This window comes from uncultured Methanobrevibacter sp. (assembly GCF_937881195.1).
Lineage (GTDB): Archaea > Methanobacteriota > Methanobacteria > Methanobacteriales > Methanobacteriaceae > Methanobinarius.
On record NZ_CALGFC010000072.1, the window covers coordinates 24,145 to 40,503 of the forward strand.

Sequence of the window (16,359 nt, forward strand, 5' to 3'; positions counted from 1 at the left end):
TAAAAATAATCCTATATTAATACCATAATTAAAAAGTTAATACCCTAATTAAAAATTATAAAAATAATCAGTCATTAATTTACTAATCAAACATTATAATTTTCTGAAAAAATTTTTATTTTTTCAGCTAACTTTGGACCTATACCTTCTACTTTTTGAAATTGTTTTTCAGAATAAGGCCTTAAGTCTTCGCCAAAAGTATTTACTAATGCCCTAGCTCTTTTTCTTCCAAGACGTTTAACTCCAATAACAAGAGAAATTAATTCTTCTTTTACACCATAATAAAGTCTTGCAGAGATATAATCTAAATCCTTAGAATGATTATATTTTCCTATAGCTTCAAAAATATTTTTAAGGAATTTAACAAGAAGTGAAGCTTCATAAGCAGAACGGCGTGTAGATGCCGAATAAACATTGTAAGCATTCTCAATTTCATACTCATTTCTTTCATTAATCCATTCAATTAGAGCAACAGTTGTAGCTTCAGGATTTCCAATATTGACTGCAAATAATCCCTTTTCAGCCATCATTTCTCTTACAGGTTCTTTACTTTTTCTACTTTTAAAAGAAATCAATGGCAAATCAGGAGTAGAAGAAAGATGATAAATGAGTTGATTTAAATCGATTTCTTCAACTTGTAATGCATATTCTTTCAGTTTAACAGCAGTTTCAACAGCATAGTTTGATTTAGCTATTATATTTCCAAAAGGAGTAGCATTTAATCCACTAGGAGTAGCTTGTATAATCCCATTTTTGAGTAAGAATTCTAATGCAGACTCTATTTCAAATTTTAATGATTCATCAGCAAAAAGAGCCATTGAATCATTATTATTCATTTGATAACCATAAAATGTCATTTTGAAAAAATCCTGTATTTCTTCAGGAGTTTTTGATAAATTTGAAGCAATTTGAGCTATAATTTGTTTATATATAGCATCCTTATTTTCAATTAGTTTAGAATTAGTAGTTTCAACATCCCCATTAACATACCTTTCTTGTAAATCATATGCCTCATCTAATGATTTAGCTATTAAATATGAAAATCCTTCATCATCATATTGAGGCCTTCCAGCTCTTCCAGACATTTGTTCATAGTCAAAAACAGGAATAGCTTGCGGTCCTTGAGAAGTCCATCGAGTATAGTCCCTTATAATTACAGACCTTGAAGGCAAATTTACACCATACATTAAACTAGGAGTAGCTGCAATCATCAGGAGATTACCTGCCCTGAATTCTTCTTCTATAATCTCTTTTTGTTCATTGAAAAGACCTGCGTGATGGAAAGCAGCCCCATTTTCAGCAGATTCAGCTAATTTAAGACAAGTGGATGTTGGTCTTGATCCTTTCTTTTTTGGAACCTCCAAAATAGATTCCGCCACTTCTTTAAATCTCTTCTTTTGATCTTTTGTTATTTTCCTTTTTATTTTACCTGAAACATAATTTGCTAAGCTTTCTGTAAATAATCTAGTTGAAACAAAACTCAAAGCTTGAGAATTATCTTCAATTGCCTTTTCGACAATTTTAACAACTACCTCATTTTTATTACTCGTATTAAACATTTCAGTATTTAAGACTTCTTTTTTCAAGGGTACTGGTCGATAGTCATGTTCAACTATTTTAGCATCTAACCATCCTTCAATTTCCCCCATATTTTGTAATGTGGCAGATAATGCAACAATTCTAAGATTTGGATTAATTATTCTAGCCCTTGTAATCGCACATTCTAGAGTTGGTCCTCTAGAATACTCACCAATCATATGAAACTCATCAAGAATTAAAGTATCTACATCCCGAAGTGTATCCCATGAAAAACGAGTCAATGCATCGAAAGATTCAAAAACCATTATAGATAAATCAGAAGCTCCTGGATGTTTTCCTACTTTTATTCCATGATCTTCAAATTTTTTAAATTCTTTAACTTTTTCATTTTGAATTGAAATTAAGGGTGCAGCATAAACAGCTTTACCACCATTGAGTATAGATTTTAATGCTGCCATTACTCCTAAAACAGTTTTCCCACTAGCTGTGGGAATAGCTATCACATAGTTCTCTTTATTTTCCAAATATCCAGAGTCAATAACATGTTTTTGAGCTGGGTTAAATTCTTTAATATAAGGATAACACTCATTGATGATTTTTTTAATTTCTTTAGGTAAAGTTTCCATATTAATCCATCTTTATATAAAATAAAATTTAAATATATTCGATTGAAGAATTTTACAATTAAATAATTCATTAAACAAAGTTTCAATATAGTTAATTAGATAAATTATTTATATATTCAACTATTTTTAATATTATATTTTTTCTTTTTTTATCACATAAATGTCAGTGATTGCAGTATTTGGATATTGGCCATTTTTATCTTTTTCAACAGCTTTAACCATATCCCATATAGTTAAAAGACCAATACTAACTCCAGTAATTGCTTCCATTTCAACACCAGTCTGACCAAGAGAATTTACACATACAATACATATAATTTCATCATTATTAACTTCAAAATCCACTTCTATACCAGTGATATTTAGAGGATGACAAAGAGGAATCATTGAAGCAGTATTTTTAACACCTTGTATAGCAGCTATTTGAGCAGTAGTTAATACATTACCCTTTTTAATTTCCTCATTTTCAATCATAGCTATTGTATTTCTTTGAAGTTTTATTTTCCCAGTAGCTATTGCTTTTCTTATTTGGTGGTCTTTTTCACCAACCTCTACCATATGAACTCCATTTTCAGTTAAATGTGTAAATTCTTCATTTGACATTTTATTAACTCCTACAAATATAATCTAGTATCTAATCCTTAATATTATATGAATTAGATTATAATCTTAAATAATTAATTATTTCAACATTAAAAATTTTATGTTAAATCTAAATATTGTTAAATTAAATCTAAATAATTTTAAACTAAATCTAAACATTGTTAAATTAAATCTAAATAATTTTAAACTAAATCTAAATATTGTTAAATTAAATCTAAATATTATTAAATCTAAATATTATTAAAATAATTATCTTAAATTTAACTATTATTAAATTGATTGTTTTTAATGAAATCATTTTTTAATATAATTAAATTCCATCAATTTATTATTTATAATATGGAATATCAACTTCCGAAAAATCAATAGCCCTATTTCTTGCATTAGATTGAAATTTTTCCCTTAGTTCAGTATTAGATAATATTGAATCAATTGCATTAGCTAAACCTTTAGAATCAGTAGGTTCAACAAGCAAACCTACATCTTTAGTTATAATTTCTTTTATTCCTCCAACATTACTCCCAATCACAGGTTTGCCACATGCTAAAGCTTCAATTAAAACTAAACCAAAACTTTCTGAATAAGAAGGGAGTATTAAAAGACTTGAGCTTTGAATAACATTAGCTATATCACTTCTAGCACCAGTAAATATAACATCATCAATTTTCTCTAAATCAACTTTTTCTTTTAAACTGCTTAAAAGAGGACCATCACCAACCACAACTAATACACAATCAGAATCCAATTGTTTTTTTGCATCTATAATAGTTGCTACATTTTTTCTTTTAATAACATTACCTACAAAAAGAATAATTGGTTTTTTTTCAGGAATATTAAGTTCATTTTTAAAATTATATCTTGAATCATCATCAGCTATCTTAAATTCATTTATATTAACAGTATTCCAATTTAAATGAACTTTTTTATCAATATTTGGAATTCCAGTTTTTAAAATTTCCTCTTTTAATGATTCACTAACTGCTAAAACTACATCCGCTCTTTTTAGAACAAATTTTATGACAGGCCTCATAAATTTGTGTTTAGGATATAAACAAAACATATCGGAACCATGAGATGTTACATACACTTTCTTTTTAGTGAATAAACCTCCTAAAACAGCTATCAAACCTGCAGGATAAAGATAATGTCCATGGATAATATCAATATCATACTTACGGACAATTTTAATTAAATTGAAAGTACCAAATAGGACATAAAACAGACTTCTAAGGCCAGGAATATTAATTCCTCTTGTTCCAATAACTTTAATACCATTATTATCCATATAATCCTTATTAAGTTCATTTTGAATCTTTTTATGAGGATATGTGATTACAAAGACTTCTTCTCCATTTTTAAGAAGTTCTTTTGATAAACTGTTAATATGTACTCCAACACCTCCAATATGAGGTGGAAATTGACCAATCATTGCTATTTTCATTCTTAATCCTCAATAAAAAATTTTATTTTAATTTTAAAAATATTTTACAAATATTTTATTTTATAATATCATTAACATAAATAATAATAGTTTTCGCTAGTTTTTGAAAAGTAATTTATAGTAAAAAGCAATTTAATAATATTATAATATTTATTATTTTGTAAATTAATTAAAGTATAATATTTATTATATTATAAATTGATTAAATTATAATATTTATTATTTTATAGATTAATTAAAGTATAATATTTATTATTTTATAAATTGATTAAAGTATAATAGTTATTATCTTACAATAGTTTGTTATCTAATAATATTTGTTAATTAAATAGTAATTAAATATTAAATATTTGAATTTAGTAAATTTCCTTCCATATCTACCAATATCACTTTAACATCTATATCAAAATTTTCCAAACATCTTTTTTTAATAGCTAAACTAATATTATTTAGAACCTCAACATCAATGTCTTCATTTTTAAGTATATCAATCATTTCTTCAGTTGTTTTTGAATTAAATATTAGTCTAATTGTATCTTTTTTTGCACCAATTAATCCTGCATGAGCAGCCATTATTTCACATCGACAGTCAGCAATAGAATGTTTAGTATTGAATATACCTCCAGCTATTTTAATCAGTTTGCCAATATGACCAAAAAGAATGAAATTGTCAATTCCCCTTTTTTTAGACTCTTTAAACATGAAACCAGGAAAATTTCCCATTTGAATAATCTGATCCTTTTTAATACCTTTATCATATATTTCTTTATATTCCCCATATTTATTAATATGCTCTTTAATACTTTCTTTATTATTTTTTTCAAAATTTTCGTTACTATTATTAATATTAAGACTATTTAAAGCAATTTTCTCCCCAATGTTTCCTGGAACAAAAATAAGACTATTTTTAGAATAAATTCCTTTAGAAATCATAGCACTAGCTATATCCAGTTGACATAGGAGAGAATCTTTATAAGCTTTATTAGACATGGCTCGAGCTATTCCAGTAGTTCCAAGAATAGATATACCCCCAACAATCCCTAACTTAGGATTCATTGTTTTTTTAGCTATTTTTTCGCCTTCAGGGGCTGAAATTATTATTTTAGCTATTTTATCTTTGGGAACTAAAGGTTTAAGGTTTTCCTTAATCATCTTTAATGGAACAGGATTTATAGCTGAATTTCCTTTAGAAATTTGAAGACCAGGCTTAGTAACAGTTCCTATACCAATACCTCCTTCAATGATAATATTTTCATTAGAATCAAAATTTTCATTGGAAAAATTAGCTAAATCTAAAAGTTCAACAGAAGAAGTAATTTCTAAATTAACAGTAACATCAGGATCATTATAAGGATATTTTATAGCAATTGATTTCGCTTTGTTTTTAGCTAAAAGTTCTGAATTTTCAATATCAACATCAAACTCATCAAAAGGAGTGGTTATTTTAACAGAACAAATATCCATTTCAGGATTTATAATTTTTTTAAGAGAGGCTAAAGATGTGGCTGTAGCTAAACTTCCAGTTGTTAAACCATAATCAACATTTGATTCATTAGTTTGATAATTATTCATAATCAACATCTACTATTTTAATTTTTTTAATATTATTTATTTTTAAGTTTAAGCTAATTAAACTATTATTATAATTAATATATAATATTATATAGTGGTTAAAATTAATTTTAAAATATTAATTTAATAATATAAAAATATAGATTATATAAATTATAATATAAATTGAAAAATAGTCTACTTTAATAATATAAAATATAATAATAAAATTTTTAATTATTTTTTAATTATGATTTTAATTATGCCTTATATTATTTTCCTATACTTAATTTCTATTTATATATGATTATATTAATTAATAATATTATTTAAAATAATTGAAATTATTAATTTAATTAAAAATAGTCGTTAAAACATTATTTTATCTATAAAAATATAGTTTAGTTAAAAGTAAAACATGATGAAGAGTATAAAGATAAATAGTACTATAAAAGAATAAAAAATAGATATTAATCATTAATAACTTAAAAAAAAGAAAATATTAAAAAATATTTAAAATAATAAAAAAAAAGAGAAAAATAAGTAATTATAAAACTATTATTTTAATTTAGCCATTAATTCATTTTTACTTGGTGCTCCTACAAATTCAACAACACCATTAATAGCTATAGCTGGAACTGCCATTATACCATAATCAACAGCTCTTTGTCTATCAGTCATTATATTAATAACTTCTACTTCCATTTCATCTCCAATTTCTTTTTTTGCTTCATCTACAACTTGTTCAGCCATTGGACAATAAGGACAACTTGGGGATGTGAATACTTCTACTTTTAACATTTTAAAATCCTCCTATTGTTCTGAATACTCAACTAAAATTAGGAATAAATTAGCATTAATATTTTAAAAATATATTTAAAATGATACTAATTTTAAATCAACTAATCTTAATATAATACCCATTAACAATATAACTCATTAATAATCCATAATAGACATCTAAATATATAAATTTAAATTTATCATTAAACAATTAATATCAACAATTATCTTAACTTAGGACTGTTCATATTAACAATATAAATATGTCTTTATTAATATTTAAAATTTTTGATATTTAACTTCCATTGCCAAAAAATTTTTAAAATGAATAAATCGATGAAAATCGATACCTTATGAAATAAAAAATATTTAGTAATTAAAAAAATAAAAATTAACAATTAAAAACTAATCAAGAAGAAAATAAACTATTATAACATATAAATAATAAAAAAGAGAGGACAAATATTAAAATAAACAAAATTTGTAATTAAAATAATTAATATTTTTTGTTAGTTATAATCATTCTTTAGGTTGATCAAAGTTTCCCATAGCAATAGCTATTCCATCAATTACTAAACTGATTCCTAAAATTATAGATACATATATTGGGCTTAGTAATGCGAAATATCCTAAGATAATAGTAATTATACCTAAAATAGCCATTAAAGCAGCGGAAGCTTTTGTCATCATTATGCTTCTTGTTAATAAACCAATGAACCCAGCTAATAATAACATTATACCTACTATGTATAAGTATAAGCCTATTAAAAGATCGAATAATAATATATCTCCTAAAAGAATTATTCCTGCAATAATACCAAAAATACCCAAAATGATATGGGCAATTGAACTTCCTTTACTTATAGACCATACATTTGATCCAAGAATGATATAATAAATACCTAAGATTAAAATCCCGATTCCAGCTATAATAGATAAAACAAACTGACTCATGAATGGGAAAATCATTATAATAAGACCCAAAATAATCGCTAAGATTCCTACAATATTTTTATTCTCCATATAAACACCTTCATTAATATAATCAATATTTATAAAATATATTTATATATTAATCCCCTCTATTAAACAAATAATATATATAATTTTATATTTATCCTTCTTAATAAATGTTTCCATTAAAAAATGTCCCTAAAGAAAAAATAAATCAAAAAAACCATGAATGATAAACAACAAATGTTATTATAAACATGAAAATAAGAAAAATGAAAAATAAAATATTAAATCCTACAATAAAAAATAAAACCACACCAAAAAAAATATTAAAAAATATTAAAAAATATTAAATAAAAAATATTAAAAAATATTAAAAAATATTAAATAAAAAATATTAAAAATAATAAAATATTTTATAAAAATAAAATATTAAATATAATATAAAAAATTGAAGGATTATAATTTTTATTTAGTATCTTGTTTTTTATCTTTTGATTCTAGAGTTAAGGAGATACCTTCAAATATTAAAGCTATTCCAATAATAATTGACAAGTAAAGTGGATTTTTAAATATTAAATTAGCAAATATTAAAAGCACAATCCCAAATATAAAGAATAATAAAGAAGATACTTTCGATATAATATTTTTATTATTAATTATTCCTGCTATACCAAATATTATCATTAAAAATCCAATTACATACAATAAAAAGCTAGAGGTATATAAAAATAGTGGGAAATTTCCAGTTAATACAAGCCCAAAAAGAAATGCGAAAAAACCTACCAGAACATAAAGAACACAAAGTGCTTTATTTTCACCCCAATTTTGTAATCCTCTGATTATCCAATAGATAGAAAGAATACAGACAGCTAATCCTGCAGCAAATACAAAAAATTCAACACTGAGGAGAGGAAATGCAATTACTATAATCCCGAAAATGACAGCTAAAATTCCCATGAACGTTTTATTTTCCATTATTACACCCTTTTAAATATAAAAATATCTAAAAATACTGTTTAGTATAAAAATTATTGATAAGATATTACCCAACATAAAAATACTACATAAAATAGCATATAACGATACTATATAAAATAGTATATAGTATATTATATAAATATTACATATAAATACTAATAGGAATGATTTTTAACTTAACTATAAAATACCATTTAAAGAATAAAAACTGATTAAAGATAAAAAATCATTCCAAAATAAATATGAATGTTGAAAATTAAATAAGTCAAAAAAATATCATTAAAGAATATTATTTAAAAATTATATTCAGATATTGATTAGACTAACCTCCTCCTTCAGCACCACCAGAAGTTATTGAAGTATCTTCTAAAGCATGTTCTTTTTCTTTAAATTCATCAATGTTAAATTTCTTATCTTTAAAATCTTTATTTTTAATATTTTTTTCATCAAGTAGTTCTAATACATTTTCAGAATACCATAAATCGGGTTCTTCCATTTTAGCCCAACCTATACCCTTTTCATCGATTTTTAAGTCGGTTACTTTACCAAGAGTTCCAGTTCTAGTGTATCTTATGAAAGAACCTAATTCAATGACTTTTCCCCTAGCATCTTTAATTTCCATATAATCCCCACTAATATTAGCTTTTAGAATCTGAATAAAAGATATGATAGATAAAATGAATAGTAGATATTAAATAATTAATTATTAATAAAAAAATAACTAATAATAAATAAATAAAATTACAATAATTAATCAATAATTCATTTAATATAAATAAATAAGGATTTTATTTATTAAAAATGACAATTATTTATTATCAATATTTATTTTTAATAATAAATAGTCACCAATACTTTTAATATTATCATAATGAACTAAAATTTCATCATGAGACAATATATTTTTTTTTAAAGAAATAGCTATCTTGTTTATTTGACCATTAGATTCATTAAAATCAACATCAGTAACTTTTCCAATATCCATTGCATCTATATCCAATACTTGCATCCCTAATAGGTCTTTCATTCTCATAATATCCCTCCAAAAAAAGACATTGACATTATAGAAATAATTACTATAAAAAATGCCTCTTTTATATAATAATTATAATAAATATTGTATTAAAAAATATATATAATTATCTATAATTTCTAAAGCTTATCAAAATTAAACAATAGACTAAATTTTAAAAAAAATAAATAGTAAATGTCTTATTTAAGTAGAAAAAGTCCTTATTTTAGATTAGAATATTCAATTATAATTATATTTATCCAAATAGTTATATTTAATATTAATATGGATAATTTAATTAATAAATGTAAATTATTATTGATAAAAATATAAAATTATTAAATTAAATCATAGATAAAAATAAACAATATATATTTAAAAATCAGATTTTAAATACTATTAAAAACATATTATTAATGAATAATTAAATTAGTAAATTTAATGTATAATTTAAATGAATATAATGAATAATTAAATAAAATGGATGAATATTTAAAAATATAAATCATAAAAGATTTTAATTTTAATATAAATTTAGTTAATATAAACATGAAATATTTATAAACACTTAAAAAAGGAGAAAAGGTATGGAAAAAGCATGTCGAATCATAATTAATGATATTATAAATGAAAAAATAGTTACAAGGCGTGATTTAGAAATAGCTAAAAGAAAGATCTGTAGAGATTTTGATCTTCCAAAATTTATGAGTAATACTGAGATATTAGATTGTGCAACAGAAGAAGAAAGAGAAATAGTTTCAAAAGTTCTTAGAAAAAAACCTACAAGAACAATATCAGGAGTTGCTATTGTTGCAGTTATGTGTCACCCCCATGAATGTCCTCATGGAAGATGTTTTTATTGTCCAGAAAGTGATGTTGCACCTCCAAGTTATACTGGAGAAGAACCAGCTGCACTAAGAGCTAGAATGTTTAAATTTCATCCCTATGAACAAACATATAACAGACTCAAACAACTATCAACAGTCGGGCATCCAATAGATAAAGTAGAATTAATAATAATGGGCGGCACATTCCCTTCAAGAGATTCATCATATCAAGAATGGTTTATCTCACAATGTTTGAAAGCAATGAATGATTTTAGAGGTAGTTCTTATGAAGTTAAGACATATCCTCCAAATGATTATGTTTTACTTGAAGAAGTTCAAAAAGCAAATGAAAATGCTAAAGTCAGATGTATAGGAATGACATTTGAAACGAGACCTGATTTTTGTAAAATAGAAGATGTTGACAGAATGCTTAAAATGGGAGTTACAAGAGTAGAATTAGGGGTTCAAACATTATATGATGATATATATGAAAAAATGGAAAGAGGGCATACTATAAAAGATGTTATTGATGCAAACAAAATACTAAGAGATTCTGGAATTAAAGTAGCTATGCATCTTATGCCAGGATTGTTAAAAACTCCTGAAGAAGATTATGAAATGTTTAAAGAATTGTTTAATAATTCAAATTTTAAACCAGATATGTTAAAAATTTACCCATGTCTAGTGACAAAAGGAAGTAAATTATATGACTTATGGAAAAAAGGAGAATATAATCCTTATAATGATGAAGAAGCTGTAGAATTAATTGTTAAAATTAAGAAAATTCTTCCAAAATGGGTTAGGACAATGCGAATACAAAGAGATATTCCTGCAAAATTAATAGAAGCAGGAGTTAAAAAATCAAATCTTGGAGAGCTTGTTTATAACAAATTAGACGAAGAAGGATCAAAGTGTAAATGCATAAGATGTAGAGAATTAGGCCATATGCTAAACAAGTCAAATAATACTTTAAAATTAAACTATGATGATTTCAAACTGTTTGAAGAAAATTATGATGCAGTTGATGGTAAAGAAATTTTTTTATCTTATGAAGATAAAGATGAAAAAACAATTGCAGGATTCTTAAGATTAAGGTTCCCCTCTAATAAAGCACATAGAAAAGAAATTACCAAATCAACAGCAATTGTTAGAGAACTCCACGTATATGGAAATATGTTAGAAATAGGTTCAAAAGGAAAAACAGTTGGACAACATACTGGCTTTGGGGAAAAATTACTTAAAAAAGCGGAAGAAATAGCTATTGATAACAATAAAGATAAAATGATAATAATTAGTGGTATTGGGGCCAGAAATTATTATCGTAAGTTCGGATATGAAATAGAAGGCCCATATATGGCCAAAAAACTATTTTAATCTATTAGCTATAAAAAAATATTAAATATATTACTTATATAAAAAAATATTAAATATCTTACTTATAAAAAAATAACAAATAAAAAAAATTTAATAAATAAAAAATAAATATTCTAGTAACATTTAATCCATATATAATTTAATAAATAATAGATAAAAAATTAAATAATTAGATATTAATTTAATAGAAGTGATAAATATGATGAAAATAAATTCTTCTGAAGAATTAGCTATTAAAATTGAACAAACAAATTTAGATAATCTTGCAAAGAAAGAAGACATAGAATATTTAGTAAAAAAAGCTAAAGAATATGGTTTTTGTGCAGTTGTTGTATCACCTTATTTTGTTGAATATGCAAAAGAATTATTAAAAGATACTGAAATTAAAGTAGTTACAGTAATAGGATTTCCTTTAGGCTTTACAAGCCCTGAATCAAAACAAAAAGAAGCAGAAATTGCTGTAAATTCTGGAGCAGACGAAATAGACATGGTTGTTAATATTCAAGCATTCAAAGCAGAAGATTATGACATAGTTTCTAAAGAAATTAAAATGGTGAGAGAAGTTACTGAAGGAAAAATTCTTAAAGTGATTATAGAAGCCGAATATTTAAATGATGGAGAAATTATTAAAATTAGTGAAATAATCAAAGAAACAGGAGCAGATTATATAAAAACATCAACTGGAATGAGTAGCCAAAGTCCAAAAGCAGCAAATATTGTTTTAATTAGGAAAATTGCCCCAAACATGAAAGTTAAAGCTTCTGGAGGAATTAAAGATTATAAAACTGCAATTAGACTAATAAGTTCAGGAGCTGAAAGAATTGGCACTTCTTCTGGAGATTTAATTATAGAAGAATATAAAAGAATTTATGATAAACAACTCATGGATGGCCCAACTGGTTTCATGAAATAATTAATTATTATTAATATACTAAAAAGCATTTTGAGTATTATAATTTTATTATTATAATATTCTACTTATAAAACTCAATTAAATTAAAAATTATCATCTCTGAGATTTACATGTTAAAATTTGCATATTATATATTTACATATTATATTTTTTATCCATATAATAAAATTTTTAATATAATAAAATATTAGTATAGATATTTTTAAGCGATATAATATCATTAAAGCATTCTTAGATTAATAAAATATTATTAAAAGAATATTTAGAGTAATGAAATATTATTAAAAGAATAATTAGTTTAATAAATATTTTTTATGTGATTAAAATGGTTAACCAAGAAAGAGAATATTTAATAACTTTTAATAATTATTCTCTAGAAATGAAAATTTTAATAAATTTCAATGGACCAAGTAGAATTTATTTCACTAAATACCAAAAAATATTTGATAATGAAGAATGGTCCTCAATCGATTTAATAGAGGGAGATTTAATACCTCTTATTAATCAATTAGATGAGATTAATAGAACTAGTGAAATAAATGAATACGAAGATTTTCGGGAAAAATTGAATAATATTTGGGAAAATTACCTTTTAGAAAGAGAATCTTTGAGGTTAGATATTAATCAAGAAAAAGATTTTGATAATGGAATTAAGATAAAAAGAACTAAATAAATACTATTTAAATACTATTAAATTAATTTAATTAATAATTTTAATATATTTTAATATATTTTAATTGTTTATTTACTGATTTTCATACTAAATTATAATAATATGCCTTCCAATACCCTATTAATTAAATTTCTAATAGCTCTCCTTAAAAAATTTTAAATATACTTAAAAAATTTCTAATAATTCCCTCCAAAAATAAATTTTTAATAATTTTTCTAATTAAAGAAATTTTGAATAATTCTTCTCCTTAAAGAAATTTTTAATAATTATATTTCTTAATTTTATACATATTTTTAGAAGATTATTTTTATTTTATAAACTAACATTCTATTAAATATTTAATTTTATAATTTTATTAAAACAATGCAAAAAATATGAATTAAATTAAAAAGAATTTATAAAAATAATTTCAAAATCAAACTAAGTAGTAAAATATTAACAAAATAAATTAATATCTGATAAATTATTATACTACTTAAAACAAATAATAATATTATATCATACTATATAAATTGGTGAAAATATGAGTGACAAAGTAGGTAAAGGAAAAGTAATAGATTTAATGAATAACTACAATTTATCTGATATAGTAGTAAAAGGGAAATTTTTTACAGCAAAATTAGATGATAAAAATGATTTTGATAAAATTAAAAAACTTGGAAAATTTGATGTGAAATTAAATAATGGGAGAATGATATTTGATTGTGAAATAGATAATCAAACTTTATCCGATGACGGATGTATTATTAGAGGTTATTTCGTAAAATTTGAATAAAAATCAAAAACAATAATTTTTAATAATCTAAAATTTCCATTTAATTATTATTTTTATTTTTATATGATTATATCAATATTTAATATTTAATTTTTTTATTTTTAATTTTACATAATAATATTAATCTTTTATTTTTACTATTTTCCATATTTAATTATTTTCCATATTTAATAAAAATCTTTTTTCAATTTTTAACTTTTAAGTTTATTCAGTAAAAATTCTCTCTACTTTACAACTTCCCAGTTTTCAATCTCGCCTTTTATGACCTTAAACATAGGATGAGGAACAAATTCTTTTTTCTTATTCAGTTCTTCAAATCTTAAGTTGTCACGAGTTTTTAATTTTTTAAGTAGATGAGATCTTTCATATTCCATTTGTCCATTTGTTACAGATAGTATTATAGATGAAAAACTCCAATTAATTCTTTTTCTGTCAAAATTATATCCTCTAATTATAGATTCTTCAAAAACGGAAGTTAGATATTGATTTATTGCATCTTGAGGATTATTTACAAGTTTAAACCTTTCAAGCTGGGGATGATTAAGATAACCTTTTGTCTTACCTTCAAGAACATTTTTTGCTAGTAATGTTTCTCTCCACAAAGCTACAAGTCCTTTACTATCTAAATACTTTGGATGAATAGACCAAATTCTCATAAATATGCAACCTTTAATGAATTTTATAAGTTATTAACCATAAAGTATATATTTATTTCTCATAGTATAAAAAAAATATTGAAAGTATATAAAATAGATTTTTTGGTAGTAAATTCATTAAAATTAAAGGAATTAAAAGAATTTTTTAGGATATAAATATTATAAATATAAAATAAGATTAATATTGATCATATAAACTTATAAAAACAGTGCAAATATAAAAATAATCCAAAAAACAAATTATATTAAAAAATAAGTAAAAATAGTAAGTGCCGTGGGCCGGACTTGAACCAGCGACATCTAGATCTTCAGTCTAGCGTTCTCCCAACTGAACTACCACGGCAAATGGGCCGAGCGAGATTCGAACTCACGATCACCTCCATGTCAAGGAGGTATCATACCCCTAGACCACCGGCCCTATACCTTTCTAAGATTTAGTTTAATTCATATATAACCTTTTCTATTTTTTTGCGATATTTTATCAATAATATGAAAAAGTTTATTTTTTACATTTTGAAATTTTCGCTTGAAAGATTTTTATAAGTTTGCTAAACAGCAAAAAATCAAATTTCGATGAAATTTTAGATAATCCTTTCTAATATAGGTTACAGAATGGTGGTTATAAAGTGGTACACTCTATAAAAAAATACAAATAGTATTTATAAATATTTACAATGAAATATTTAAATTTTTATAAATTAAAGTATTATAAATTAAATTTTTATATAATTAATAATAAATAAAATTTTAAAATAAAATTTTAATATAAATTAAATTTAAAATTAGATAGTTAAAACCGTATAATAAAAAAATAAATTGGCCAAAATCGGCCAATAGCAAAAAACTTCCTTATTTGATAGCTAATTTAATATCTTCAGCTTTCACAGTTTTCCTACCGGCATGGCGAGCGTAGCTAACAGCACTTTTAGCTAAAGCTTCACCTTGTTCTTCTAGTGCTTCTGCTAATGCAATTTTTGCGTCATCACTAATTCTTTGAGCACCGGCATTTTTTAATATACGACCTACAGGTGCGATTGGTAATTCACTCATATTTTCACCTCCAATTTAAAGTTGTACTACTTACTATATAAATCTATCGGTTATAAGTCATTAATATTAGATAATATTATAAAATTAATCATTTTTAATTTAGGATTATACAATAAAAAAATAAAAATCCTAAAATCCAAAAACTAAAGATGTAATAAACTAAGATAAAAAAAATAGTTAATATAAAGAACAAAAAATAATAAGAAAAATTTAACAATAATTATTAATTTCAAACAAAAAAGATTAAAATAATATTAAAAGACTAAAAAAGGAGTAATAGATTGTTAATAATTTTAAAAAATTATTTAAACAATAAAAATTAACATGCCAAAATAGAATAAATTTAAAATAGAATTTAAAGATTAAATAAAACTATTTAAAACAAAAAAACTATTTAAAATCAATGAATATTGTAAAAATAAAAAAGTTATTTGAAATTAACAAAAAAGATAAAGTTAATTAATTTAAAATAAAATTATGAAAAATAAAGAAGAAATAAATATAAAATTTTAATAAATATAAAATATTATTAATAAAGTAATCAAATAGAAATATAAAAAGTCAAATAGAAATATAAAAAGTCAAATAGAAATATAAAAAG

The 16,359-nt window shown here is 23.3% G+C and carries 15 protein-coding genes and 2 tRNA genes; 4 read left to right on the forward strand and 13 right to left on the reverse strand.

Going from position 1 to position 16,359, the window contains the following annotated elements; translation table 11 throughout:
* Positions 1 to 86: 86 nt before the first annotated feature.
* The 9 genes from Q0087_RS09550 to Q0087_RS09590 form a co-directional block, all read right to left on the reverse strand.
* Complete coding sequence (locus Q0087_RS09550) at positions 87 to 2,165, reverse strand: DEAD/DEAH box helicase (RefSeq protein ID WP_297899868.1); 2,079 nt, start codon at positions 2,163 to 2,165, stop codon at positions 87 to 89.
* Between the two features lie 132 nt (positions 2,166 to 2,297).
* Positions 2,298 to 2,768, reverse strand: coding sequence for a cyclic pyranopterin monophosphate synthase MoaC (gene moaC / locus Q0087_RS09555; protein WP_297899870.1), 471 nt, complete (start codon positions 2,766 to 2,768; stop codon positions 2,298 to 2,300).
* 328 nt (positions 2,769 to 3,096) lie between these two features.
* A complete protein-coding gene (locus Q0087_RS09560) occupies positions 3,097 to 4,209 on the reverse strand; it encodes a glycosyltransferase family 4 protein (protein WP_297899872.1) in 1,113 nt (370 codons plus the stop codon).
* 342 nt (positions 4,210 to 4,551) lie between these two features.
* Positions 4,552 to 5,781, reverse strand: coding sequence for a cobalt-precorrin-5B (C(1))-methyltransferase CbiD (gene cbiD / locus Q0087_RS09565; RefSeq protein WP_297899874.1), 1,230 nt, complete (start codon positions 5,779 to 5,781; stop codon positions 4,552 to 4,554).
* A 537-nt stretch (positions 5,782 to 6,318) separates the two neighbouring features.
* Positions 6,319 to 6,561, reverse strand: coding sequence for an MJ0307 family thioredoxin (locus Q0087_RS09570; protein WP_297899876.1), 243 nt, complete (start codon positions 6,559 to 6,561; stop codon positions 6,319 to 6,321).
* Positions 6,562 to 7,062: 501 nt separating this feature from the next.
* The gene (locus Q0087_RS09575) at positions 7,063 to 7,566 is read right to left on the reverse strand and encodes a DUF308 domain-containing protein (protein WP_297899878.1); all 504 of its coding nucleotides are present in this window, start codon (positions 7,564 to 7,566) and stop codon (positions 7,063 to 7,065) included.
* A 399-nt stretch (positions 7,567 to 7,965) separates the two neighbouring features.
* On the reverse strand, positions 7,966 to 8,475 hold the full coding sequence (locus tag Q0087_RS09580) for a DUF308 domain-containing protein (protein WP_297899880.1): 510 nt from the start codon (positions 8,473 to 8,475) through the stop codon (positions 7,966 to 7,968).
* 325 nt (positions 8,476 to 8,800) lie between these two features.
* The gene (locus Q0087_RS09585; RefSeq protein WP_297899882.1) at positions 8,801 to 9,100 is read right to left on the reverse strand and encodes a DUF2098 domain-containing protein; all 300 of its coding nucleotides are present in this window, start codon (positions 9,098 to 9,100) and stop codon (positions 8,801 to 8,803) included.
* 186 nt (positions 9,101 to 9,286) lie between these two features.
* Positions 9,287 to 9,511 carry a PRC-barrel domain-containing protein gene (locus tag Q0087_RS09590; protein ID WP_297899884.1) on the reverse strand — a complete coding sequence of 75 codons (225 nt, stop codon included), beginning with the start codon at positions 9,509 to 9,511 and terminating at the stop codon, positions 9,287 to 9,289.
* Positions 9,512 to 10,077: 566 nt separating this feature from the next.
* On the opposite strand from Q0087_RS09590, the gene Q0087_RS09595 reads away from it, so the two are divergent.
* From Q0087_RS09595 to Q0087_RS09610, 4 genes are all read left to right on the forward strand, one after another.
* Positions 10,078 to 11,691, forward strand: a complete 1,614-nt coding sequence (locus Q0087_RS09595) for a tRNA uridine(34) 5-carboxymethylaminomethyl modification radical SAM/GNAT enzyme Elp3 (RefSeq protein WP_297899886.1) — start codon at positions 10,078 to 10,080, stop codon at positions 11,689 to 11,691.
* 199 nt (positions 11,692 to 11,890) lie between these two features.
* Complete coding sequence (gene deoC / locus Q0087_RS09600; protein ID WP_297899888.1) at positions 11,891 to 12,604, forward strand: deoxyribose-phosphate aldolase; 714 nt, start codon at positions 11,891 to 11,893, stop codon at positions 12,602 to 12,604.
* A 325-nt stretch (positions 12,605 to 12,929) separates the two neighbouring features.
* Positions 12,930 to 13,277, forward strand: a complete 348-nt coding sequence (locus Q0087_RS09605; protein ID WP_297899890.1) for a hypothetical protein — start codon at positions 12,930 to 12,932, stop codon at positions 13,275 to 13,277.
* Between the two features lie 523 nt (positions 13,278 to 13,800).
* On the forward strand, positions 13,801 to 14,052 hold the full coding sequence (locus Q0087_RS09610; RefSeq protein WP_297899892.1) for a hypothetical protein: 252 nt from the start codon (positions 13,801 to 13,803) through the stop codon (positions 14,050 to 14,052).
* 224 nt (positions 14,053 to 14,276) lie between these two features.
* Here the strand turns inward: Q0087_RS09610 and Q0087_RS09615 are convergent, their stop codons facing one another.
* From Q0087_RS09615 to Q0087_RS09630, 4 genes are all read right to left on the reverse strand, one after another.
* On the reverse strand, positions 14,277 to 14,708 hold the full coding sequence (locus Q0087_RS09615) for a pyrimidine dimer DNA glycosylase/endonuclease V (protein ID WP_297899894.1): 432 nt from the start codon (positions 14,706 to 14,708) through the stop codon (positions 14,277 to 14,279).
* Between the two features lie 270 nt (positions 14,709 to 14,978).
* Positions 14,979 to 15,051: transfer RNA gene (locus tag Q0087_RS09620), tRNA-Phe, on the reverse strand.
* A 3-nt stretch (positions 15,052 to 15,054) separates the two neighbouring features.
* Positions 15,055 to 15,126, reverse strand: a tRNA-Val gene (locus tag Q0087_RS09625).
* A 431-nt stretch (positions 15,127 to 15,557) separates the two neighbouring features.
* Positions 15,558 to 15,758 (reverse strand): histone family protein, encoded by a 201-nt coding sequence (locus tag Q0087_RS09630; protein ID WP_042703508.1) that lies wholly within the window; start codon positions 15,756 to 15,758, stop codon positions 15,558 to 15,560.
* Positions 15,759 to 16,359: the final 601 nt, after the last annotated feature.

What these genes read in the sequence shown, in the direction of transcription:
- Q0087_RS09550 (WP_297899868.1), bottom strand. Translation starts at nt 2,165, where the DNA reads ATGGAAACTTTACCTAAAGAAATTAAAAAAATCATCAATGAGTGTTAT.
- moaC (WP_297899870.1), bottom strand. Translation starts at nt 2,768, where the DNA reads ATGTCAAATGAAGAATTTACACATTTAACTGAAAATGGAGTTCATATG.
- Q0087_RS09560 (WP_297899872.1), bottom strand. Translation starts at nt 4,209, where the DNA reads ATGAAAATAGCAATGATTGGTCAATTTCCACCTCATATTGGAGGTGTT.
- cbiD (WP_297899874.1), bottom strand. Translation starts at nt 5,781, where the DNA reads ATGAATAATTATCAAACTAATGAATCAAATGTTGATTATGGTTTAACA.
- Q0087_RS09570 (WP_297899876.1), bottom strand. Translation starts at nt 6,561, where the DNA reads ATGTTAAAAGTAGAAGTATTCACATCCCCAAGTTGTCCTTATTGTCCA.
- Q0087_RS09575 (WP_297899878.1), bottom strand. Translation starts at nt 7,566, where the DNA reads ATGGAGAATAAAAATATTGTAGGAATCTTAGCGATTATTTTGGGTCTT.
- Q0087_RS09580 (WP_297899880.1), bottom strand. Translation starts at nt 8,475, where the DNA reads ATGGAAAATAAAACGTTCATGGGAATTTTAGCTGTCATTTTCGGGATT.
- Q0087_RS09585 (WP_297899882.1), bottom strand. Translation starts at nt 9,100, where the DNA reads ATGGAAATTAAAGATGCTAGGGGAAAAGTCATTGAATTAGGTTCTTTC.
- Q0087_RS09590 (WP_297899884.1), bottom strand. Translation starts at nt 9,511, where the DNA reads ATGAGAATGAAAGACCTATTAGGGATGCAAGTATTGGATATAGATGCA.
- Q0087_RS09595 (WP_297899886.1), top strand. Translation starts at nt 10,078, where the DNA reads ATGGAAAAAGCATGTCGAATCATAATTAATGATATTATAAATGAAAAA.
- deoC (WP_297899888.1), top strand. Translation starts at nt 11,891, where the DNA reads ATGATGAAAATAAATTCTTCTGAAGAATTAGCTATTAAAATTGAACAA.
- Q0087_RS09605 (WP_297899890.1), top strand. Translation starts at nt 12,930, where the DNA reads ATGGTTAACCAAGAAAGAGAATATTTAATAACTTTTAATAATTATTCT.
- Q0087_RS09610 (WP_297899892.1), top strand. Translation starts at nt 13,801, where the DNA reads ATGAGTGACAAAGTAGGTAAAGGAAAAGTAATAGATTTAATGAATAAC.
- Q0087_RS09615 (WP_297899894.1), bottom strand. Translation starts at nt 14,708, where the DNA reads ATGAGAATTTGGTCTATTCATCCAAAGTATTTAGATAGTAAAGGACTT.
- Q0087_RS09630 (WP_042703508.1), bottom strand. Translation starts at nt 15,758, where the DNA reads ATGAGTGAATTACCAATCGCACCTGTAGGTCGTATATTAAAAAATGCC.